This window comes from Streptomyces sp. NPDC005805 (assembly GCF_040630445.1).
In the GTDB taxonomy this organism is placed as follows: Bacteria; Actinomycetota; Actinomycetes; order Streptomycetales; family Streptomycetaceae; genus Streptomyces.
Genome location: NZ_JBEXXN010000038.1, coordinates 41,472 through 63,839, shown reverse-complemented (window position 1 = coordinate 63,839; position 22,368 = coordinate 41,472). Strand labels below are relative to the sequence as shown.

The 22,368-nt window shown below is 75.3% G+C and carries 15 protein-coding genes and 2 pseudogenes; 9 read left to right on the top strand and 8 right to left on the bottom strand.

Going from position 1 to position 22,368, the window contains the following annotated elements; translation table 11 throughout:
- Nucleotides 1-95 precede the first annotated feature (95 nt).
- A complete protein-coding gene (locus tag ABZ457_RS20970) occupies nt 96-1,907 on the top strand; it encodes an FAD-dependent monooxygenase (protein ID WP_359159314.1) in 1,812 nt (603 codons plus the stop codon).
- An 84-nt stretch (nt 1,908-1,991) separates the two neighbouring features.
- Here ABZ457_RS20970 and ABZ457_RS20965 read toward each other — a convergent pair whose 3' ends face one another.
- On the bottom strand, nt 1,992-3,137 hold the full coding sequence (locus tag ABZ457_RS20965) for a S1 family peptidase (RefSeq protein ID WP_359159312.1): 1,146 nt from the start codon (nt 3,135-3,137) through the stop codon (nt 1,992-1,994).
- Between the two features lie 282 nt (nt 3,138-3,419).
- Between ABZ457_RS20965 and ABZ457_RS20960 the strand changes: the two genes are divergently transcribed.
- Entirely contained in the window at nt 3,420-5,087 is a 1,668-nt protein-coding gene (locus ABZ457_RS20960) for a protein kinase (protein WP_359159310.1), read from the top strand.
- Nucleotides 5,084-5,905 (top strand): hypothetical protein, encoded by an 822-nt coding sequence (locus tag ABZ457_RS20955; RefSeq protein WP_359159308.1) that lies wholly within the window; start codon nt 5,084-5,086, stop codon nt 5,903-5,905. The genes ABZ457_RS20960 and ABZ457_RS20955 overlap by 4 nt, the downstream gene beginning before the upstream one ends.
- 196 nt (nt 5,906-6,101) lie before the next feature.
- Here the strand turns inward: ABZ457_RS20955 and ABZ457_RS20950 are convergent, their stop codons facing one another.
- Both ABZ457_RS20950 and ABZ457_RS20945 read right to left on the bottom strand, forming a co-directional pair.
- Entirely contained in the window at nt 6,102-8,258 is a 2,157-nt protein-coding gene (locus ABZ457_RS20950) for a discoidin domain-containing protein (RefSeq protein ID WP_359159306.1), read from the bottom strand.
- A 293-nt stretch (nt 8,259-8,551) separates the two neighbouring features.
- Nucleotides 8,552-9,604: a LacI family DNA-binding transcriptional regulator gene (locus ABZ457_RS20945; RefSeq protein ID WP_359159304.1), complete on the bottom strand. Its 1,053-nt coding sequence runs from the start codon at nt 9,602-9,604 to the stop codon at nt 8,552-8,554.
- A 217-nt stretch (nt 9,605-9,821) separates the two neighbouring features.
- Between ABZ457_RS20945 and ABZ457_RS20940 the strand changes: the two genes are divergently transcribed.
- Nucleotides 9,822-11,375: a DUF6056 family protein gene (locus ABZ457_RS20940; RefSeq protein ID WP_359159302.1), complete on the top strand. Its 1,554-nt coding sequence runs from the start codon at nt 9,822-9,824 to the stop codon at nt 11,373-11,375.
- A 44-nt stretch (nt 11,376-11,419) separates the two neighbouring features.
- Here the strand turns inward: ABZ457_RS20940 and ABZ457_RS20935 are convergent, their stop codons facing one another.
- From ABZ457_RS20935 to ABZ457_RS20925, 3 genes are all read right to left on the bottom strand, one after another.
- On the bottom strand, nt 11,420-11,980 hold the full coding sequence (locus ABZ457_RS20935) for an NUDIX hydrolase (RefSeq protein ID WP_359159300.1): 561 nt from the start codon (nt 11,978-11,980) through the stop codon (nt 11,420-11,422).
- 46 nt (nt 11,981-12,026) lie between these two features.
- The gene (locus ABZ457_RS20930) at nt 12,027-13,061 is read right to left on the bottom strand and encodes a glycosyltransferase family 2 protein (RefSeq protein ID WP_359159298.1); all 1,035 of its coding nucleotides are present in this window, start codon (nt 13,059-13,061) and stop codon (nt 12,027-12,029) included.
- A 182-nt stretch (nt 13,062-13,243) separates the two neighbouring features.
- Nucleotides 13,244-14,218 carry a lytic polysaccharide monooxygenase gene (locus ABZ457_RS20925; protein ID WP_359159296.1) on the bottom strand — a complete coding sequence of 325 codons (975 nt, stop codon included), beginning with the start codon at nt 14,216-14,218 and terminating at the stop codon, nt 13,244-13,246.
- 167 nt (nt 14,219-14,385) lie between these two features.
- Between ABZ457_RS20925 and ABZ457_RS20920 the strand changes: the two are divergent.
- A pseudogene (locus tag ABZ457_RS20920) lies at nt 14,386-14,910 on the top strand (aquaporin); the annotation flags it as partial.
- A gap of 249 nt (nt 14,911-15,159) precedes the next feature.
- On the opposite strand, the gene ABZ457_RS20915 reads toward ABZ457_RS20920, so the two are convergent.
- Both ABZ457_RS20915 and ABZ457_RS20910 read right to left on the bottom strand, forming a co-directional pair.
- Nucleotides 15,160-16,308 carry an endonuclease/exonuclease/phosphatase family protein gene (locus tag ABZ457_RS20915; RefSeq protein ID WP_359159294.1) on the bottom strand — a complete coding sequence of 383 codons (1,149 nt, stop codon included), beginning with the start codon at nt 16,306-16,308 and terminating at the stop codon, nt 15,160-15,162.
- Nucleotides 16,309-16,419: 111 nt separating this feature from the next.
- Entirely contained in the window at nt 16,420-17,175 is a 756-nt protein-coding gene (locus ABZ457_RS20910) for a class I SAM-dependent methyltransferase (RefSeq protein ID WP_359159292.1), read from the bottom strand.
- 39 nt (nt 17,176-17,214) lie between these two features.
- On the opposite strand from ABZ457_RS20910, the pseudogene ABZ457_RS20905 reads away from it, so the two are divergent.
- From ABZ457_RS20905 to secD, 4 genes and pseudogenes are all read left to right on the top strand, one after another.
- A pseudogene (locus ABZ457_RS20905) lies at nt 17,215-17,867 on the top strand (hypothetical protein); the annotation flags it as partial.
- Between the two features lie 422 nt (nt 17,868-18,289).
- Entirely contained in the window at nt 18,290-18,940 is a 651-nt protein-coding gene (locus ABZ457_RS20900; protein ID WP_359159290.1) for a DUF4360 domain-containing protein, read from the top strand.
- A 212-nt stretch (nt 18,941-19,152) separates the two neighbouring features.
- Entirely contained in the window at nt 19,153-19,587 is a 435-nt protein-coding gene (locus ABZ457_RS20895; RefSeq protein WP_359159288.1) for a hypothetical protein, read from the top strand.
- A gap of 171 nt (nt 19,588-19,758) precedes the next feature.
- Nucleotides 19,759-22,143, top strand: a complete 2,385-nt coding sequence (secD, locus tag ABZ457_RS20890; protein ID WP_359159286.1) for a protein translocase subunit SecD — start codon at nt 19,759-19,761, stop codon at nt 22,141-22,143.
- Nucleotides 22,144-22,368: the final 225 nt, after the last annotated feature.

Below are 22,368 nucleotides of genomic sequence, written 5' to 3'. Positions count from 1 at the left end.
GCTCCGGCGGGACGGTGTCCGTCCGCCGGAGCCGCCCGTCCCGGAAGAGCCGCCCGTCCCGGCCGGAGTCGCCCGTCCGGCGGACGCGGGGCAGCATGGGAGTCGGGAATCCGGGGGTGGCTCTGCGAACGGGAGGCACCGTGGTGGACACCGATGTCCTGGTGGTCGGGGCCGGCCCGGTCGGTCTGACCGCGGCGCTGGAACTGCGGCGGCGCGGTGTCGCGTGCCGGGTGATCGACAAGCTGCCGGGCCGGCTGCCGTACGCCAAGGCCGTGGGCGTCCAGCCGAGGACCCTGGAGCTGTGGGACCGGGCGGGTGTGGTGCGGGACGCACTGGACGCGGCCACGCCGATGCGCGGCCAGCTCGCCTATGTGAACGGCGCCGAGGCGGGGCGCGTCGAACTCGTCCTGCCGCCGGAGGTCCCGTACGGGTTCGCCTGCCTCCCCCAGTACGAGACGGAGCGTATCCTCACCGACCATCTGGAGCGCCGGGACACCCGGATCGAACGGGGCACGGAGCTGGTCGGGTTCGAGCAGGACGAGGGCGGGGTGTGGTGCCGGCTCATCACCTCCTCGGGGGACGCGGAGGAGGTGCGCTGCCGGTTCCTGGTCGGCTGCGACGGAGCGCACAGCGCGGTGCGCAAGGGGCTCGGGCTGAGCTTCGAGGGCGGGGCGTTCCCCGAGGAGTACATGCTGGCGGACGTCGAGGCGGACTGGAGCCTGCCGCCCGGCTACGGCGTCCGCTCGATGCACCGCGGCCCGGACGGCGCGGTGGACGACCTCCTCGTCTGCATCCCGCTCCCCGGGCACGGGCGCTACCGCATGTCGATGCTGGTGCCGCCGGAACTCTCCGCGGCCGCCGGCGGCGGGGCGGACACCGCCGCGCGGTCCGGGCAGGCGGCGGGCGGCGCGCGGCCCGATGACGGTGTGACGCACGGTCTGGAGGCCGCCCGGACCCCCGATCTGGGCCATATCCAGGCGGTCGTCGACCGGCTGGCCCCCGAGCCCACCACCCTCTCCGCGCTGCGCTGGTCCTCGGTCTTCCGGATCAGCCACCGGATCGTGGACCGGTACGGCCGGGGGCGGGTCTTCGTCGCGGGCGACGCCGCCCATATCCATCCGCCGACCGGCGCCCAGGGCATGAACACCGGGATCCAGGACGCCGTCAACCTCGCCTGGAAACTGGCCCTCGCGGTGTCGGGAGCGGCGCGGCCCGCGCTGCTGGAGAGCTATGACGCGGAACGCCGGCCGGTCGGCGAGGAGGTCGTCGGCCGCACGGTGCGCCATGCGAGCGCGGGTGGTGTGCAGGCGGACCCCGACGACCCGCGGACCCTGCTGCTGCGCGAGGCGCAGTTGCTCCTCGGCTACCGGGGCAGCCCGGTCGTCGGCCGGACGGGCCCGGCGGACGCGCCGGGGAACGCGGGCACTGGTACACCGGACGCGTCCGGGAACGCGGGCACCGGCGCGGCAGAGACGCCGTCGGAGCCCGGTCCCGGCGCGCCGCCTCAGGCGGGCGACCGCGCGCCCGACTGCGGCGGCCTCCTCGGGCCCGTCGCCGCCTACCCGGTGCGCCTGTTCGACCTGCTGCGGGACAGTTCGGAGCATGTGCTGGTGGTGTACGCGCCGGACCCGGAGTCGCTGGCGCGGTTCGCCGGGCCGGCCGCCGAGGCGTCCCGGCTGACGTACGGGCGTACGGGCACCCGCGCGGTGCTGGGCGCTGCCGAACCGCCGGTGGGCGACGCGGGGTTCCCGACCTGGGCGGACAGCCGGGGCGAGTTCCGCCGCGCGTACGGTGCCGAGGGGCCGGCCGGGTTCCTGGTCCGGCCGGACGGGTACGTGGGGCTGCGCTTCGGGCCGGACGGCACGGCGGCCCTCAGCGCGTATCTGTCGGGGATCCTGCGGACCTGAGCCGCCGGTCCGACGAGGTCCGGCGGCCCGCGCGGACGCGTGTCCGTCCCCGGGGCGGTGTACGGCCCCGGGGACGGAGACGGTTCACGCGGTGTGGAGCCGCAGGCCGTAGCGGTTCAGGATCTCGTTGACCGGCTGGTACCAGGTCTCGCCGCCGGAGGAGCAGTTGCCCCAGCCGCCGGAGGTGACGCCCTGGGCCTGGTCGCCGCTGATGAACGACCCGCCGGAGTCCCCGCCCTGGGCGCAGACGCTGGTCTTGGTCATCTGGTGCACCGCGCCCTGGCTGTAGTTGACGGTCTCGTTCTTGGCGAGCACGCGTCCGCAGTGCCAGCGGGTGGTGGAGCCGGAGCGGCAGATGGAGGCGCCTATGGGGGCCTCGTTGGAACCGCGGACGAGCTGGTCGGGCACGGTGCCCCAGCCGAGGACGACCGGGACCGTCCACCAGCCGCTGCCGACGTTCACCCAGGCGTAGTCGTTGCCGGGGAAGGACGAGCCCTGGAAGTGGCCGATGTGGGAACCGTCCCAGCCGCGTACGGCGGCGCCCACGCCGCCGCAGTGCCCGGCGGTGACGAAGCCGCCGTGGACCGAGAAGCCGATCGAGCAGCGGACGTTGCCGGTGTAGTACGGGTCGCCGCCCACCGTGCCCGCGGCGAAGGTCCGGGGGGCCTGGTCGACCTCCTTCACGGTGACCGGGCCGGTGGCCCGAGCTTTGGCCAGGAAGGCGGAGACATCGTTGTCAGCCTTCTCGGAGGCGACCACGTTGACGACGACCTTGCCGGCCGCCGGGTCGACGTGCCAGCTGCTCACGCCCCGGGGCGCGGAGAGCTTGTCGATCGCGTCCTTCGTCCGGTCCAGGGTGCGTTCGCTGTGCTGCACGAGGCGGGTGTCCGCGCCGGTGGCGCGGACGGCGGCGGCGGTGCGGGAGTCGGTGACGGCGACGGTCAGCTTCCCGCTGTCCGCGTCGAACCAGGAGCCGCCGTAGCGGGCGCCGGCGGCCTGCCGCGCCTTCTTCTCGACGGCGACGGCGGCGCGTTCGGCGGCGAGGCGTTCGACCGCCTGGCCCTCGGTGAGGCCGAGGTCGCGCTCCATGGCCTCGATCAGGCCGGTGGAGACGGAGGTGTCGGTGGCGGAGGGGACGGCCGCGGCGGTGGCGGGGATCGCGACGGCGGCCCAGGTGCCGAGGACGAGGAGCGCGGACAGACCGGTGCGTACGGCAGTTGTGCGTCTCAAGGCGTCGACCTTTCGGATCGTTCCAGCACGGTGGGGGGTGGAACTGAGCGGACGCGGATCTGAGAGCGCTCTCAGGCAGCGCCCGGGGCGGAGCGTAGCGAAGAACACGGGTCAGGTCCATGCCAATGACGTCGGGTTCCGGACGGACGCATGGCCGGAAACGTGCGGAACGCCGGGAACCGTGGGGGCCGCCGCCGGTGTCTGTGCCGTCGACGGTTCGCGGACCGTGCCGGGCTCCGGTGGGGAGCGGGCGGGGCGCGTCGGCCGGTTCGGGGGAACGCGATGGGCGTGTGGACGGTGCCGGGATACACGGAGTCCCGGGAGCTGGGGGCGGGCGGCGGCGGACGGGTGGTGCTCGCGGTGCACGACGCGACCGGGGTGCCGGTGGCGGTGAAGTACCTGGGCGAACGGCTGCGCGGGGACGGCGCGTTCGTCCGCGCCTTCCGTGCCGAGGCGCAGCTCCTGGGCGCGCTGGACTCGCCCTATGTCGTCCGGCTGCACGAGTACGTGGAGGCCCCGGCCGGGGCCGCGATCGTGATGGAGCTGGTGGAGGGCACGGCGCTGCGGGCGCTGCTCGCGCGGGAGGGTGCGACCGGCCCCGAGGCCGCGCTCACGGTGCTCAAGGGCTCCCTGCTGGGGCTGGCCGCGGCGCACGGGCAGGGCGTGGTGCACCGCGACTACAAGCCGGAGAACGTGCTGGTCGCCGCCGATGGTTCGTCGAAACTGGTGGACTTCGGCATCGCGGCCCGCGACGGGGCCACACCGGGTGCCGCCGGGACGCCCGCGTACATGGCTCCCGAGCAGTGGCGGGGCGGCCCGGCCTCCCCCGCGGCGGACGTGTACGCGGCGACCGCGGTGTTCTACGAGTGCCTGACCGGCCGCAAGCCCTACGGCGGCGGGAACATGGCCGAGCTGGCCCTCCAGCATCTGGACGCGCCGGTGCCGGCCGAGGCGGCGCCCGAGCCGGTGCGCACGCTGGTGCGGCGGGGCCTGGCGAAGGACCCCGGGGAGCGTCCGGCCGACGCGGCGGCGTTCGTGGCCGAGCTGGAGACGGTGGCGGCGGGTGCGTACGGGGCGGACTGGGAGGAGCGCGGGCAGCGGCGGCTGGCGGCGCTGGCCGCCCTCGCACCGCTGCTGCTGCGGCCGTCGGGCGGCGGCCCGGCGGGCGCCGACGACCGGGCGACGACCGCGCTCGGGGGCGGCGCGGCGCCGGGGGCCGGGGCGGGCCTCGCGGCGTGGCTGACTCCCCCGCTGCGCCGTGCCCTTGCCGGGGTGGTCGCCCTCGCGGTGGCGGCGGTCCTGGCGCTGGCGGTGCGGGCGGACGAGGACGGCCGGGCCACCACGGCGCAGGTGGTGGCGACGACGAGCGCGGGTCCGGCGGGGCCGGAGGGCTCCGCGCCGCCGGTGAGCGCGTCCCCCGGCCCGTCCCCCACCGGGTCCGGGCCCTCGGCGGAAGCGTCCGCCGACGCCTCGCCGTCGCCGGGCGTGTCGGGGACGCCGGGGACGGTGACGCCCGGCGTGTCTCCGGTGCCGACCGAGTCCGGCACGCCGACGGCTCCGGTACCGGGCGGCCCGTCCGCCGAGCCGCCCACCTCGGCCCCGCCCTCGCCCGCGCCCGAGTCCGTGGCGGTGACCTCGGTCGCGGTGACGGGCTTCCGCCAGACCGGCCCCTGGGAGTCGGCCGCGACGGTCGAGGTCGCCACGGACGGGCCGGGCCCGGTGACCGTGGTGGTGGCCTGGTACACCGGCGACGCGGCGGGCAACCTCGGCGCGCCGGACGGCACGGAGGTGTTCGAGCGCAGCGGCGCGACACGGTACACGCTCCCGCTGACGCACACCGTCCAGGGCAAGGGCTGCCGTTGGGGCGTGCGGGCGTCCACCGAACCGGCCGCGGCGGGCGGGGCGGCGGAGCGGCAGTTCGTCGTCCGGAGGGGGTGCCCGGTCGGATGAGCGGACACGTCGGCGAGGACGAGACCGTGCCGGGGCCCGGGGCGGGCGGGGCCGGTGCCCCGGGCGACTCCCCCGACTCCCCCGACTACAGTGCGACGGCGCTGGGCAGCCACTGGTTCGAGGGTCCGGAGCCGGTCCGGGGCCAGGTACCGCCGCCGGCACCGCTGCCCGGCGCCCCGCCGGCCGGCCCGGACGGCACCCTGGTCGCGCCCCGGCCGGCGGACGCCTCGACAGCGCGTCCGACCACCGGAGTTCCGGAAGAGATCCTGTACGAGGCCGTGCCGGACCGGGTGGAGGGTGAGGTGCTGCGCTTCGGCCCGGGGGTGACGGCCTCGGCACGTCCGGTCGCCGGGCCCGCCACCGCCGCGGGGGTGTGGCACGGCACGCCGGCGGCGGGGACCGACACCGGGGCGGCGCGCCGCCCCGGACGCGGCCTGCGCCGCTATCTGCTCGCCGCCGGTGTCCTCGCCGCCGTGCTGGTGTTCCTCACCTGGCAGCACTTCGGCCCGGGGGTGGCGGTCCGCTCGGTCGAGGTGCGGGCCCCGGCGGCGGAGCCGGGCTGCGACGGCACCGCCGAGGTGGTGGGGACGGTACGCACCAACGGGCGCCCGGGCACCCTGCGTTACCGCTGGGTGCGGAGCGACGGCAGCTCGTCCGGGCTGCTGCGCGAACGGGTGGCCCGGGAGCAGGAGGAGGTCCGCCTGCGGCTGCTGTGGACCTTCCGGGGCCAGGGGGAGCACCCGGCCCGCGCCGAGCTGCGCATCGAGGCGCCGGACCCGCGCGCGGCATCCGCCCGTTTCACGTACACGTGCCCGTAGGCGGCACACACAGGGCCCGGCCACGCATGGGCGGGACACACAGGGCCCGGGCACACAGGGCCCGGCCACACGTGGCATGGGCACACGTGGCATGGGCACACGTGGCCGACCCACGTGTGCGTGGCGCAGATGTGATCCGCCCGCACAGGGGCGGGGCACCCCCCAAGGGGCACCCCGCCCCGGCCCGCCCCTCGCGTCAGGGGAAGTTGACGACCGTCGAGGGGATCGTCGATGTGCCCGACGTGGGCCCGCCCGTGTTGTTGATGACGTGCTCGAACTGGCCGTGGCCGCCGAGGGAGACCACCAGGAGGTTGTGGAACCGCACCCCGGGCTTCACCGGGGCCTTGAAGCCATGGTCCTGACGGATCGTCGGGTCCACGTTGTAGTAGCAGTAGCTGCCCATGCCCCAGCCCTCGTGCTGCTCCACCGAGTCGTCGACCCGGTAGGCGGCGTAGCCCTTGGTGGAGCCGTTCTGGATGGCGGCCTGGTTCGGCGCGTCGTACGCCTTCTCGTTCTGGAAGAAGATCGTCCGGCCGCGTTCGCCGTACCACTCCACGTCGTACTTGTTGAAGTGCTCGACGAACAGGCCGGTGGCGAGGACGTCGTCGCCGTTGACGCGGACGCCGTAGTCGGCGCGGTTGGTCTCCCAGCCCCAGCCCTCGCCGTGGTCGGCGCGCCAGACCCAGGTGTGGTCGATGATGGTGTCGTCGCTGTTGACGACCATGCTGGTGGTCGCCTTGCCGGGGCCGGCGCCGCCGATGCGGATGAACACGTCCTGGACGGTGATCGGGTTGGCCGCGTGGTCGGCGGAGGCGCCCTGGTGGCCGATCTCCAGCAGGGTGGGCGAGTTGACCGGCCCGGCGTCGATGAGGAAGCCGGCCAGGCGCACGCCGTCGACGTCGGCGACCCTCATCGCGGTCACGCCGTTGTCCGGGATGATCGTGGCGAGTCCGAGGCCGAGCACCACGGTGTCCGGGCGGTCGATCTCGATGGTCCGGTCGACGTGGTAGATCCCGGGCGTGAACAGCAGGTGCAGGCCCTGGTCGAGGGCGGCGTTGATGGTGGCGGCGGTCGCGCCGGGCTTGACCACGTAGAACTCGTCCAGCGGGATGGACCGCCCCTGCGGGGTGCCCTCCCAGGAGACGCCCCGGGCGTTGGTCCGCTTGGCGGGGGCGAAGACCTTGTACTCGGTGCCGTCGAGGTAGAGGAAGGGCTTCTCGCGGGAGATCGGGGTGGTGTCCAGGGTGGTGTAGGGCGGGTTCGGGTAGCTGGTGGCGGGTGCGCCCTGAACGCCGGAGAAGGTCATGTTCCAGACGGCGTTGGTCCAGCCGCCGACCGAGCTGTCCCGGGTGTACCACTGCTGCTGCGAGTACGGCCCCGCGGTCCCGTCGATCCTGCTGTCGGCGATGTAGCCGCCGCTGGCCCAGCCGTAGCCGTCGGGGGCGAGGTTGAGGCCGCCCTTGATGTGCATCCGGCGGAACGGCGCGGCCTGGGAGACGGCCCAGCGGTTGGTGCCGTTGACCGGGTTGAGGGTGAGGTTCTCGGCGGCGCGCCAGAAGTTCTGGGTGGCGTTGCCGTTGAACCAGCCGGCGTCCACGGTCACATCGCCGTTGAAGGTGGTGTCGCCGGGCTTGAGGCCGAGGCCGGCGATGTGGGTGTAGAAGCCGATCTGGGCGTTGAGGCCGCTGTAGGTGCCGGGCTTGAACAGCAGGGCGTGGCGGCCGTTGCCGAACTGCGCGGACTCCTGCTGCCGGAAGATCGCGTCGACCTTGCCCTGGATGTCGGGGGTCGAGGGGTCGAAGACATGGACGTTGGGGCCGAGGTCGCCGCCGCCCGGCAGCTCGGGCCCGGTGCCGCCGCCGGTGGTGCCGAACACCTTGAACTCCCAGAGCGAGTAGCCGTATCCGGTGGCGCGGGCGGTGCCGCCGGTGCCGTTGGTCGTGCTGTACGCGGTCGTCCAGTCGGTGCCGTTGAGCGAGAGCTCGATCCGGTACGCCGTGGCGTGGGCGGTCTCCCAGGCCAGGGCGACGCTGCTGACGGCGGCCCGGGCGCCGAGGTCGACCTGGAGCCACTGGGGGTCGCTGAAGGCGCTGGACCAGCGGGTGCCGTTGTCCCCGTCGACGGCCGCCGAGGCGGGGGTGCCGCCGTTCTCCTGGCTGGACGCGGTGGCCGTCTTCCCCTGCGAGAGCAGGACGGGCGCGGCGTACGCGGTGGTCGCGGGCAGCACGCCGAGCAGGGTCGCCACGAGGGCGGTGACAAGGAGGGCGCCGAGGGAACGGCGCCTGGCGAACGCGGCCCAGGACGCGGCGGCGGGGGCGGGTGGTCGCGGGGGTCTGGTCAGGGCAGCAGGCATGAGGGGGTCTCCTGAGTCGGGGGGATCCGCGCGAGAGAGCGCTCTCTCAGAACAGGGATGATTCTCCCGTGTTACGTCAACGTCAAGAGTTGTGCACGAAGGTCCGGCGACACCTGACTCTGACCAGACTTTCCTTCAATAAATTGACACAGAAGGCGAGTTGCCCGTGATCACTGCCCTGTACGGCGTTCGGCAGTGAAGGCGGCCGGGGGCGTACCGTGCGCGATCCGGCAGCCCTCAGGGCCGGGGAGCGCTCTCTCGACCAGGTCCCTGAAACAGGACATTCACGCCGGTCAGGCCGACTCGCGGACCACCAGCGACGGGTGGAAGACGACCGAGGGCTGGAGCCCGTCCGTGCCGCCGATCCGGCGCAGCAGCAGCCGGGCCATCTCGGCGGACATCTCCTCCACCGGCTGGCGCACGGTGGTGAGCGGCGGGTCGCAGGCGAGGGCGGCGTCGCTGTCGTCGAAGCCGACGACCGCCACGTCCCGCGGCACGGTCCGGCCCGCGCGGGCGAGGACGGGCAGTGCGCCCATCGCCATCAGGTCGGAGGCGATGAACACACCGTCCAGGTCGGGGCGTTCGGCGAGCAGCCGCTTCGTCGCGGCGGCGCCGCCCGCGTGGGTGAAGTCGCCCTCGGCCCAGGCGAGATCGTCGATGCCATGTGCGGCGAGGGCGCCGCGGAACCCCTCCAGACGGGCCTGCCCGGCCGGCATGTCCTGGGGCCCGGCCACCGTGCCGATGCGCCGCCGCCCCAGGGACACGAGGTGGTCGGCGGCGAGTTGGGCGCCGGCGTGCTGGTCGACCTCGACATAGGTGGTGCCGGTGCTGCGCGGGCTGCGGCCGGCGAGCACGGCGGGCAGGCCGGTTCCGGTGATCAGTCCGGGCAGGGGGTCGGCGGCGTGCGAGGAGACGAGGGCGACGCCGTCCACATGGCCCTGGCGCAGATAGGCGAGGAGCTGGTCGCGGGAGGTCTCGTCGTCGACGAGCATCAGGACCATCTGCACGCCCGCCGGGCGCAGGACGTCGAGCAGACCGGCGACGACCCGCCCGAAGTAGGGGTCGGAGAACATCCGGCCGACGAACGGCGCGCTCACGGAGCGGCGTTCCTGTTCCGAGACGACCAGCGCGATCGAGTCGGTGCGGCGGGTGACCAGGGAGCGGGCGGCCCGGTTCGGTACGTAGCGGGTGGCCTCGACGGCCTCCAGCACGGTGCGCCGCAGGGCCGGGTCGACCGTCGGCGTCCCGTTGATCACCCGGGAGACCGTCGCCCGGGACACCCCCGCGACCCGGGCCACGTCCTCAAGGGTCGCGGGTCGGGCGGGCGGGAGCGCGTCGGCTGTCATGTGCTTCTTTATACGCGTGCCCCGGGTGCGGAGGTGCACGGGTGTGCGCGGGGGCGCGGGTGCGCGCGGGCACGGCCTGTCGTGGCACGGTGATGATCGCCACGGGACCAGAATGGAACGGCGCATCGGGGATCCGCCTCTTCGGTGCCGTACCGAAGGTCCGGGCTCCGGGCCGCGCAGGTCCGGAGCTCCGGAGATCCCGAAAGGCAGTGGTGACATGGCCGTGGACGCATCGAGCGTCACCGTCGCGGACGACGGGGGCGGCGACGACGCCCCGGAGCGGCGGCCCGGCCCCCTGCCGGCCCTGCCGGCCCTGCCGGCCCGGTTGGCGCGCCGGTGGCCGTTCGCCCTGGCCGCGCTTCCGCTGGCGCTGCTGGCCCTGGCCTCGTGGTACGGACGCCATGTCCGGCCCAGCGCCGACGAGTGGTGCTTCATCCCGGTGGTGCGCGACGACGGGATCGCCGGGCTGGTGGGGAAGTTCTGGTTCACGGACAACGGCCGACTGGCCAACGGCCTGCTGGTGGGCCTCTACACGAAGTTCCCGGTCGCCGGGCACCAGTGGTACGGGCCGGTCAGCGGTGTGCTGATGCTCGTCCTGCTGTGGGCGGTGACCGCGGCGGTGCTGCGCCGGGCGGGTCTGTCCGCGCCGCGCGGGGTGCCGCTGGTGGTCGCGTCGATGGTGACGGCGGTGTTCCTGTTCGCCACGCCCAACACGTACAAGACCTTCTACTGGCCGGCCGCTTCGGTGTCGCACACCCTGGCGCCGGTGCTGGCCCTGGCGGCGGTGCTGCCGTTGCTCAGCGGGCGCCTGGGGCGCGCGGGCCGGCGCGGCCGGGTGGCGGCTCTTGTGCTGGTGGCGGTGGCGGGGGTGTTCCTGGGGACGCTCTCGGAGGAGGCGTCGGTCGTCTCGCTGGTGGTGCTGTCGGCGGTGGTGCTGTGCGCGGGGCGGCTGGTGGTGGCGCGGGCCGGGGGGTACGTCCGGGTGTGGGCGCTGACGGGCATGGCCGGGATCGCGGCGGGGACGCTGATGCTGGTCCTGTCGCCGGGCTCGCGCAACCGGCGGGAGCGGTACGGCGCGGAGAGCGTGTCCATGCTCGCACCGGACTCGCTGATGGGCTCGCTGCGGGGGTATGTGGAGATCCTGGCGACCGTGCTGACGACCTGGCAGTACGCGGGGGCGGTGGCCGTGGGTGTGCTGCTGGGGCTGGTGGCGCGGCGGACGCCGTCCGCGGCGGCCTCCCCGGTGCTGCGGCCGATGCGCCCGGGGCTGCTGCTGGGGCTCGGCGCGGTGGCGTTCCTGGTGAGCGGCTTCCTGTGCACGGTGATCACGTATCCGGTGTTCGGCGCGCAGGTGGTGACGGCGCACCGGACCTGGAACGACTATCTGCTGCTGTTCGTCGTCCTGTTGACGGCGGCGGGCGCGTTCGCGGGGCGGGCGCTGCGGGAGCGGGCGGCGGCGGGTGCCCGCCTGTCGCCCCGGCCGGCGGCCGTGCTGGCGGGTGCGGTGTGCGCGGTGACGGTGCTCGCCCTCGCGGTGCCGCTGGTGTCCCTGGGGCAGGACATGCGGGTCCGGGCCGAGCGCTGGGACCGCCAGGACCGGTTCCTGCGCGAGGGCGCGGCGGAGGGGGCGCGTCAACTGCCGTACACCCCGCTGTCGGTGGGCCGGATGCTGGAGCCGTTCGCCGACCAGGGGCGCCGGAAGTGGCCCGCGCAGTGCGTGGCCGACTACTACCGCCTGGACCGGGTGACGTACTCGCGCACGCTGCCGTGACGCGCCCGGCACGGTGAGGGGTAGGGCCCGGCACGTGCCGGGCCCTACCCCGTTCCGCGCGCGAGGAGTTGGAGCAGCCCCGTCAGGGCCACGCCCGTCACGATCCGGCGGGAGTCGATGAGGGACTGGACGCGGTCCAGGGGCACCCACTCGATGCGGTCCGCCTCGTGGGTGTCGACCGGGTCGGCGACGCGGCGGGCGGAGCGGGCCAGATAGAGGTGGTGGACGGCGTCGCACATGCCGCTGATGGGCTCGATGTACGCGAGGGGCGTGAGCCGGTCCGGGGCGACGGCGTAGCCCGTCTCCTCCAGGACCTCGCGCAGGGCGGCCGCCTCCGGGTCCTCGCCGGGTTCCACGATGCCGCTGGGGATCTCCCAGGACCAGGAGCCGGTGGCGAAGCGGTGGCGCCACATCAGGAGCACGTTCCGGTCGTCGCCGTCGCCGTCGAGGAGGACGACGGCGACGACCGGGGACACCTTCACCAGGTGGTGCTCGTAGCGGGCCCGGCCGGGCGGCTCGACGTCGACGAGGTCGAGCGACACCCAGGGGCTCGTGTAGACGGAACGGTGCCCGTGGACGGCCCATTCGCTGCGGTTGCTCTGCATGGCGGCCACCTTCGCACAGCGCCCGGGAGCACCGGCGGACGGCCCGTCAGCGGCTCCAGGCGGCCTCGCGCGCGGCGGGCTCGGGGACGGCCGCGGGCTCCGTGCCGGCCTGGCCCGCGCCTCCGCCGGTCTCCCGGATCACGTAGTGCGGGCGGCGCTTGGACTCGTGGTAGATGCGGCCCACGTACTCCCCGATGACGCCCAGGGTGGCGAGCTGGATGCCGCCGAGGCCGACGACTGCGGTGATCAGGGTGGCGTAGCCGGGGGTGTCGACGCCGAACAGCAGGGCGCTGGAGACGATCCACAGCGCGTAGGCGAGGGCGGAGACCAGCAGCCACAGGCCGGTGTGGATGGCGAGCCGCAGGGGACGGCTGTTGAAGGAGAGCAGCCCGTCGATGCCGTAGTTGAGCAGCCGCCGGCCGCCCCACTTCGACTGGCCCGCCGCCCGTTCGACGTTGGTGTAGTCGAAGCTCACGGTGTCGAAGCCGATCCAGGAGAACAGCCCCTTGGAGAACCGGTTGGTCTCGGGCATCGCCAGCACCGCTCCGACGGCGCGCCGGGACAGGAGGCGGAAGTCGCCCGCGCCGTCGACGACTTCGACGTCCATGCAGCGCCGGACGAGGCGGTAGTAGGCGCGGCTGAGCGCGGAGCGCACGGCGCCCTCGCCGGTGCGGTCGCGGCGGGCGACGACCTGGTCGTAGCCGTGGCGGTGCAGTTCGAGCATCCGCGGGATCAGCTCCGGCGGGTGCTGGAGGTCCGCGTCCATGAGGACGACCACGTCCCCGTGGGACATGCGCAGTCCGGCGAGCATCGCCGCCTCCTTGCCGAAGTTCCGGCTGAAGGAGGTGTAGCGGACGCGGGGGTCGGACGCGGCGATGCCCTTGAGGAGCAGGCGGGTCCGGTCGGCGCTGCCGTCGTCGACGTAGCAGATCTCGAAGCTCGTCCCGGTCGGCTCCAGGGCGGCGACGAGGGTCCGGTGGAACTCCTCGATGACCTCGCTCTCGTTGAAGCACGGCACGACGACCGAGGTGACGACCGAGGTAACGACCGGCGTGACGACCGAAGCTGGGACCGTTGTCATCTCTCTCCATGCGCTGTGTTGCTGCCGGCGGGCCGCGCGGCGGCGCTGCCCGTTGCATGGAGGGAAGAGGGCCGTCGGTCCGTCGAGGTTGCCTCCATGGTGCGGCGAGGCCGGTCGGGTCGGCGGGAACGGCGTGCTTGCGGCGCGTCGGCGGGAGACCGCGCCTCTCGGTTGACGGTGCGTCAGGCTTCGCGCCGGCGCAGCAGGACCGCGGCGCAGAGGGCCGCGAGGGCGAGGGCGCCCGCCACTCCCCCGGCGACGATGCCGACGCTGTCGTCGATCTCCCGTCCGGCGGAGGCGGGTGCGGGCCGGGGCGCGGGGGCGGCCGCGTTGCCGACGGGCGGGGCGGCGGCCTCCCCGTCGCCGGGCGGTTCCGGGGTCGGCGCGGCCGCCGGCTCGGACTCGGAGGGGCCCGGTGAGGGGAGCGGGACGGGGGGCGGCTCCGCGCTCGCGGGCGGCTCGGCGGGGCGGGAGGGCGCGCCGGCGCCGGGCCCGTCGCCGCCGGGGGCGTCACCGTCGCCCGGGGTGAGGATCACGTCCGAGCAGGAGTAGTACGTGTCGGGGGTGTCCGAGTTGCGCCAGATCGTGTACAGGACATGGCGTCCCGTCAGCCCCTCGGGCAGGCGGACGCCGAAGCGGTACGCGCCCCGGACGAGGGCCGGGTCCCGCACGGTGGCCAGGGGCCGCGCCACCAGGTCGGACCAGCGCAGCGGGGTGCGCGGGTCGTACCCGGGGCGGGTGATGTGGACGGCGAAGGTGCCCCGGTGCGGGATGGTGGAGCGGTAGGCCATGGTGAGTTCGCCGCCCGCCTCCAGGGGTGTGGCGGGCCAGTCCCGGCGGGCCAGGTCGAGCCCGCGGTAGGCGTCGAGTCCGGCGCTGCACAGCTGCCCGTCGGGGATCACCCGGCGGTCGCGTCCGGCCACTCCGGCGACGCGGATGTTGTCCCAGGCACGGAACTCCACTCCCCCGTTGGCGTTGACGGCGGCCCGGCAGGCTGCCGTGGCGCGCAGGGCGGGCCCGCCCGCGCCGCAGGCGGCGGCGCGGCTGACGGGGTCGGTGGGCGCGCCGTGCGCGGCGGCGGGGCCCGCGGCGGGGGCGAGGAGGAGGACGGGCACGGCGGCGGTGGCCGCGAGGACTGCGGCGGCTCGGTGCTTCACGGGCGGACCTCCTGCGGGACGACGGTCGAGGAGCAGTACGGGGCGCGGGGGCGGGATGTTCAGCCGGGAGCCGCCGGTTCCGGTCGGTGCCGGTGGGGCGCTCGGCCGCTTTCCCGGGGCGGCGGCGCAACCTCCCTATTTTTCGTTTCTCGGAATATATTTTCCGCATGACGACAGATACGGGTGGGGTGGCGACGACGCCGGAGGGGACGGCGGCCGCCGGGGAGCCAGGGCTCGGGCGGCGTGCGGTGGCGGAGTTCACGGGCACGGCGGCGCTCGTCACGGTGGTGGTGGGCTCCGGAATCCGCGCGGAGGCCCTGAGCGCCGACCCGGGGGTGGCGCTGCTGGCGAACACGCTGGCCTCGGCGATCGGGCTCGGGCTGCTGGTCGCCCTGCTCGGCCCGGTCTCGGGCGGCCACCTCAACCCCGTGGTGACGTTGGCGGCCTGGTGGTCGGGGCGGCGGCGTTCCGGGTCCGGCCCCGGGGTGGCGGGCACCGGGCGCTGGGTGCCGTGGTACGTGGTGGCCCAGGTCGCGGGGGCCGTGGCCGGGGCCCTGCTCGCTGACGTCATGTCCGGCCGCGCGCCGGGGGCCTGGTCGCGGCAGGTGCGTTCGGAGGGGCATCTGCTGGTCGGGGAGACCGTGGCGACGGCGGGGCTGGTGCTGCTGATCGCCGGTCTGCGGCGGACCGGGCGCGCGAGGTGGACGGCGCCGGCGGTCGCGGCCTATCTGGCGGCGGCGATCTGGTTCACGTCCTCGGGGGCGTTCGCCAACCCGGCCGCGACGCTGGGCAGATCGCTCTCGGACTCCTTCGCGGGCATCGCCCCGGTGTCGCTGCCCGGCTTCGTCGCGGCTCAACTCCTGGGCGCACTGCTGGGGTTGGCGCTGGCGGCGGCGGTGTACGGGCGGGAGCGGGCGCCCGCCCGCCGGAGCGCCGGGGGCTCAGCGGCGGATGTCCGCGACGACCGGCAGATGGTCACTGCCGGTGCGGGGCAGCGTGCGGACGGAGGTGACGGTCGCGCCCCGGGCCAGGATCTGGTCGATCCGCGCGACCGGGAAGGACGCGGGCCAGCTGAACGCCATGCCGGGGCCGTCGACGCCGAGACGTGAGGTGAGCGGGTCGAGCCCCCGGTCGTCCAGGGTGCCGTTGAGGTCGCCGAGCAGGATCACCGTCCCGGCCCTCTCCTCGGCGAGTGCCGCGCCGAGCAGCCTCGCGCTCTCGTCCCGGGGGCCGGAGCTCATACCGCCGGGGCCGAGGCGCAGCGAGGGCAGATGGGCGACATAGACGGCGATGTCGCCGCCGGGTGCCCGGAGGGTGGCGCGCATCCCCCGGTTCCAGCCCGGCCCGATGCCGGACGGCCGGATGTCGACGGGCCGCACCTCCGTCAGCGGGTGCACCGACCAGAGCCCGACGGTGCCGACCACGGCGTGGTGCGGGTAGTCGGGGGCGAGCGTCCGGTGGTAGGCGGGCAGGGCCGGTGGGGTCACCTCCTCCAGGGCGATGAGCTGGGGGCCGGCGGCGGCGAGGGCGCGTGCGGTGGCGGCCGGGTCGGCGTTCACATCGCTGACGTTGTGCTGCACGGCGACCAGGTCCGGCTTCCCCTCGTCCGCGGGCAGGAGCAGTGGCCCGAACAGGACGAGCCAGACGGCGACGGGCAGGGCGGTGGCGGCCGCGGCGAGGGCGCTGCGGCGCAGCAGGGCGCCGAGGAGCAGGACGGGGACGGCGAGGCCGAGCCAGGGCAGGAAGGTCTCCAGCAGACTGCCCAGCCGGGGGCCCGCGTTGGGGACGAGGCCGTGGCCGGCGAGCAGGAGCGCGAGGAGGACGGCGCAGACGGCGGTGACGCGGCCACGCGGGCGCGGGGCGGCCGAACGGGCCGCCGGGGCAAGGGAGTCGGGGGCGGTGGCGTAGGGGGCGGTGGCGTCGGGCGCCTCGGCCGTGCGGGGGCCGGCCGCCCCGGTGCCACCCGCTGCGGTGTCGCCCTCGTCGGCGTTGGCGGCACCGCCCGTCCCGGCACCGCTCGTCCCGGCACCGCCCTGGTCGGCACCGCCCGCGCCGGTGGTCCCCGCGTCCGCGTTCCCCGTGTCGCTCATCCGTGCCTCGCCCCCGTGATCGTCGGCCCCGGCCGCGATCCTGTCAGACCGCCCCGGCCGGGCCCGCGACCACCCCGGGCCGCGTCCGCGCCGGAGCCGGCCGCGTCGGAGTCAGCCGCGCCGCGCGAGGAGGAGGCGGGCGCGCGGGGAGCCGTCCGGCAGGCCGCCGAGACCGGGCAGGGGCGCGAGATCGACGGTGAAGCCCGTGCGCTCCAGGTCGGCGAGGACCCCGGAGAGCGGGAAGGTCCGGTAGTACATGATGAACTTCGGCCGCCAGAGCACGTTCCGTACACGCATCGCGGCATCGAAGCCGAGCAGCGTCCAGTAGAGCCGGCTCCCGGGGCCGGGCGGGGCCAGGACCGGGAAGGCGAACCGGCCGCCGGGGCGCAGCGCGGCGTGCACCTGGGCGAAGAGAGCGGGGCGTTCGGCGGGCAGGAAGTGCCCGAACGCGCCGAAGCTCACGGCGAGGTCGAACGCCTCCCGGAACGGCAGGGCGCGCGCGTCCGCCTGCACCCAGTCCAGGCGGGGCGCGGGGCGCGCGCCGGCGGGACCGGTTCCGTCCGGGGTCGCGGCGGCCCGCTCCCGGGCCCGGGCGAGCATCCCGGCACTGAAGTCGACGCCGGTCACGCGTTCCTCGCACAGTTCGCCGAGGACCCGGACCCCCGCCCCCGTGCCGCAGCAGACGTCCAGGCCCCGGGCGAACGGGCCGTAGGGGCGCAGCGCCTCGGTCACCGGGTCGAGGACCACGTCCGGTGTCCGGAACGGGGTGGCGTCGAACTTGGGCGCGAGGAGGTCGTAGCCGCGCCGGGTGGAGGAGAGCGCCTGGACGGCGAGTTCTCCGAACGTCGGTCCCTGTGGGGTGAACATCGGGCTCAGCCTATCCGCGGGGGCGGCCGGAAAGGGGACCTCACCGGGCAGCCGGTCGTGGGCAGCGATCCGGAACCCGGCCGGAATCCGGGGGTGCTGGTGCGGCACCGGGTGCGCGACACGGCCCGGCTGCTGACGGCGGTCGCCTCCGGCGCCCGGACCGAGGACCTGGCGATGGTGGAGGCGGTCACGGACGACACCCAGCGGCTGGTGGCCCTCAACGAGATCTACCTCGGCAGGCCGGGCCACCAGTCGGCGCGCTACCGCATCGGCCCGGACGGCGGCGCGGCGCGGGCCGCGCACCGGGACCGGAACCCGGACGGGGGCACGGCACCGGCGGGACCGAGGGCGCGGACGAGGCCCAGGCGTCCTCCGGGGTCCTGGTCGGGACGGGGACGGGCGCCACGGGCTGGCTGCGCTCGCTGTGGCGGGAACGCGGCGGTGCTCCGGCGCTGCCCGGCCCCGCCGAGCGCCGGCTGGTCCGGTTCGTGCGCGAGGCGTGGCCGTCGCCCACGACCGGGACCACGCGGGTGGCGGGCTCGCTCGCGGGCGACGAGCGCCTGCGGGTCACCGTGGAGAGCGACCGGTTGGTGGTGTTCGGCGACGGGATGGAGAGCGACGCGCTGGAGGTGATCTGGGGGCAGACGGTGCGCTTCGGTCTCTCCGCGACGGCGCTGCGCCTGCTGGTCTGAGCGGCGACGCGCCGGTCGGGCCGCCCCTCCCCGCCGGGGCCGGCGGCGCACGAGCGGCGGGGCGGCCCGACCGCGTGCAGCGGCCGCAACGACCGATCTCCGCCAAAGTCCGGGCGCCCGGGGCCCCGTCATTTGGCCGGGTCGCACCCTGGTGCGCCGGGGCCGCCGATTCCTAGCATTCGAGCACTCCCGGTCCACTCCGACGGGAGGGCCCGGCGCATTGAGTGTCATGTTCCTGACCATTCAACCATCGACAGCGCCACCGTGTCCGGGCGCATCACCCGTTCGAGCCCGTGCACCGGTCCCCCGCGACCCGTGCCACGCGGTCCGTGACGGCCGCCCCCGCACCCCTGGGGCGGCCGCACCCCCCGGCCCGGGGCGACCTCCGCCCCGGGCACCCGAGGCAATGGAATGGGAGAAGCATGAGAGCCCCGTTACTGGCGGGCGGAGCGGTCGCCGCTCTGTTCGTCTCGGCCCTGCCGGCTCAGGCGGGTCCGACGATCCCCGACCCCCCGCCCGACCGGATCGTCATCGACATCGCCACGGTGAACGGCTCCGGGTGCCCCCTGGGCACCGCGGCCGTGGCGGTCTCCGAGGACAACACCGCCTTCACGGTGACCTACAGCGACTACCTCGCCCAGGTCGGCGGCGGCGCGCCGCCCACGGCCGCCCGCAAGAACTGCCAGCTCAGCCTGCTCGTACACGTCCCCGGCGGGTTCACCTACGCCATCGCGAGCGCGGACTACCGCGGCTACGCCTCCCTCCAGCGCGGCGCGTCCAGCACCGAGAAGGCCTCGTACTACTTCCAGGGCTCCCCGAACACCGAATCCCGGACCCATACGTTCCGCGGGCCGTACGAGGACAACTGGCAGGCCACCGACGACACCGACTGGGCCCAGCTGGTGTGGGCGCCCTGCGGTGTGCAGCGGAACTTCAACATCAACACGGAGATCCGCGTCAACGCGGGCACCTCGCACCCCTCGACCACCAGCTACATGACCATGGACTCGACGGACGGTGACATCAGCACCGTCTACCACCTGGCCTGGAAGGAGTGCCCGAAGAAGAGCTGACTCCCCGCGCTCCCCGCGCGTCCCTCGCCGCCCCGGCCGGGCTCCCCCTTCCCGGCCGGGGCATCCCTCTGCCGGCTCCGGCCCGGGCGCCGCCCCTCTGCCGGACCCGGGGCCGGCGGGCGCCGGGGGTGGCCTACCCTGAGGGTTCGTCATTGGGCGCCGGGCCGTGAACCGGGCGTCCGGCCGACAGGGGCGGGAAGGGGGCGGCGCGGATGAACCGCTGGGCGCGGCGCACCGCCGGGGCCGGCCGTCTGCCGTCCGTACTCCTCGGCCTCTGGTCGCTTCTGATCGTCCTGCTCGGCACCGCCCCGGCCGTCGCCGGCGCTCCCCCGGCCGCCGCCCTGCCCGCCGCCTCCGCGCCCGCGCAGAGTCCGGCCGCGTCACTGCCCGGTCGCGGCTCCCCGGGGGCCCCGCAGGCGCGCCTGCCCGAGCGGGGCGGCTCCGACGCCGCCGTGCAGCGGACCGCACCCGCCGAGCACTCCGTGCGGCTGCCCGCGGCTCCCCCGGCGCTCGCCGGCGCCGCGTACACCGCTCCCCCGCCGCTGCGCGGCACCCTCTGCGCGGACGGCTCCGGCGAACGCGCCCCGCCGCACGCCTCGCACGGCCCCGGGCATCCCCGGGGACCTCCCTCCACACGACACGGCTGACGCGACCGCGTACCGCACGCCCGGGACCTCGTCCCGGGGGCGGGCGCGGCCCTTCCCGCGCGCCGCGCCGCTTCGGCGGCGGTCCGGCGCCCCCGTCCTGTGTCCGCCCGCTCCGGCCGCCGGGTGCGCGACCACGCGCGCCCCGCCGGGGTCCCCTTGTGGAGTCCGTCCATGTCACCCAAGCCCCAACCGCCCACGTCACGGGGACCGAGTCGCCGTGCCACCTGGTGGCGTGCGCTGCTCGCGCTCGCCGTCGTCGGCGTCTCCCTCTACGTCGCCCTGACCACCCCCGCCCGCCTCGGACTCGATCTGCGCGGCGGCACCCGTATCGTCCTGGAGGCCCGGGACTCGCCCACCGTCCGCGCCGACGCGGCGGCCACCGACCGGGCGCTGGAGGTGCTGCGCCGCCGGGTCGACGGACTGGGCGTCGCCGAGCCCTCGCTCGCCCGGTCCGGGGAGCGCCGGATCGTCGTCGAACTGCCCGGGGTCCAGGACCCCCGTGAGGCCGCCGAGGTCATCGGCCGCACCGCGCAGCTCACCTTCCACCCGGTCACCGGGGCCGCGTCGGAGCCGGGTGGCGGCGAAGAGCCGGGCGGCGCGCGGGTGCTGCCCGACCCCGACGCGCCCGGCGCCTTCCTCCGGCTCGGCCCGCCCGCCCTCACCGGGGAGGGGGTGGACGACGCGGCTGCCGTCCTGGACACGCAGACCGGCGGCGGCTGGCGGATCGATCTGTCCTTCCGCGGCAAGGGCGGCGACCGCTGGGCCGAGGTGACCGGGAAGGCGGCCTGCGCGGCCCCGGGCGATCCGGCCCGCCGGGTGGCGATCGTGCTGGACGACCGGATCGTCTCCGCGCCCGGTATGCAGAGCGGGGTGCCGTGCGGCGCGGGGATCACGGGTGGCTCGGCCCAGATCACCGGCGACTTCACCACCGAGGAGGCGCGGGAACTGGCCGCCCTGGTCAAGGGTGGTGCGCTGCCCGTGCCGGTGACGGCCGTCGAGCAGAGCACCGTGGGGCCGACGCTGGGCGCCGAGGCGATCCGGGCGAGCGCGCTGGCCGCCGTCATCGGGCTGCTCTGCACCGGGGTGTTCATCATCGCGGTGTACCGGCTCCTCGGGTTCCTCGCCACCGTCGCCCTCGCGCTGTACGGGCTGATCTCCTACGCGGCCGTGGTCGCCCTCGGCGCCACCCTCACCCTGCCGGGGCTCGCCGGGTTCGTGCTCGCCATCGGGATCGCCGTGGACGCCAACGTCCTCGTCTTCGAGCGGGCGCGGGAGGAGTACACCAAGCCCGGCACCCGGACACGTGCGCCGGTGCGGGATCTGCGCCGGTCGCTGCGGACCGGGTTCTCGCGGGCGTGGAGCGCGGTGGCGGACTCCAACATCACCACCCTGATCGCGGCGGGGCTGCTGTTCGCCTTCGCGACCGGGCCGGTGAAGGGTTTCGGGGTGACCCTCGCCATCGGTGTGGTCGCGTCGATGGTGTCGGCCATGGTGATCACCAGGCTGCTGGCCGAGTGGGCGGTGAGCCGGAAGGCGGTGGCCCGCCGGCCCGGGGTGACGGGGATCGCGGGCACCGGCCGGCTGCGGGCCCGGCTGACCCGCCGGCCGCCCCGGCTGATGCGGCACCGGCGGCGCTGGCCGGCCGTCTGCGCGGGCCTGCTCCTGGTCGCCTTCGCCGGGATCGGGGTGCGCGGGCTGGACTTCGGCGTCGAGTTCACCGGGGGCCGCGTGGTGCAGTACGCGACCGAGCGCCCGCTCGACGCGGACACGGCCCGCGCGGCCGTGGTCGACGCCGGCTTCCCGCAGGCCGTGGTCCAGACGACGGACGACGGAAGCGTCTCCGTGCGGACCAAGGAGACGGGCGACGAGGACCAGCAGCGCATCCGGGAGGCGCTGGCGGCGGACGGCGGCGAGGTGAGTGCCGAGCGGGACGACCTCGTCGGGCCGAGCCTCGGCAACGAGCTGCGCACCCATGCGCTGATCGCCCTCGGGGTCGCCGTCGCGGCCCAGCTCCTCTATCTGAGCCTGCGGTTCCGGTGGACCTTCGCCGCGTCGGCGGTGGTGGCGATGGTGCAGGACGTCCTGCTGGTCGTGGGCCTGTTCGCGTGGCTCGGCAAGCCGGTGGACAGCGTGTTCCTGGCCGCGCTGCTGACCGTGGTCGGCTACTCCGTCAACGACACGGTGGTGGTCCTGGACCGGCTGCGTGAACTGCGGCGCACGGGCACCTCGTTGAGCTGGGCCGCGCTCGCGGACCGGGCGGTGGCGCAGACGCTGCCGCGCACCGTGAACACCGGGATGGGGGCGCTGTTCGTCCTGCTGGCGCTGGCCTTCCTGGGCGGTGACTCGCTGGCCGACTTCTCGGTGGCGCTGCTGGCGGGCGTGGTGCTGGGCATGGCGTCCACGGTGTTCACGGCGATGCCGGTGACGGTACTGCTCCAGGACCGGTTCACGGACGGGCGTCCGGAACGGTCCCGTCCGGCGAAGGGCTCCGGGAACGCGGCGGGCACCGGAGCGGCGGGCCGGCGCGGGCGGACGGGCGACGGGGCCGTGGTCTGAGGCCCGCCGGAGGACCGGCCTCCGGGGCCGGGCGGTGTGGTGCCGCCCGGCCCCGGGCCCGTCCCCCGGCGTCAGAAGTTGGCGGAAGAGCAGGTCCGTACCAAGCCCTTGACAGCCCATGGGTTCACTTCTTAAATCACGTAGTGACCTGAGCACCCCCCACCTTCCCCGGCGCGCGCCCCCACCACTCCGCGCACCCCGAGCCTTCGAATGTCATATGCATGA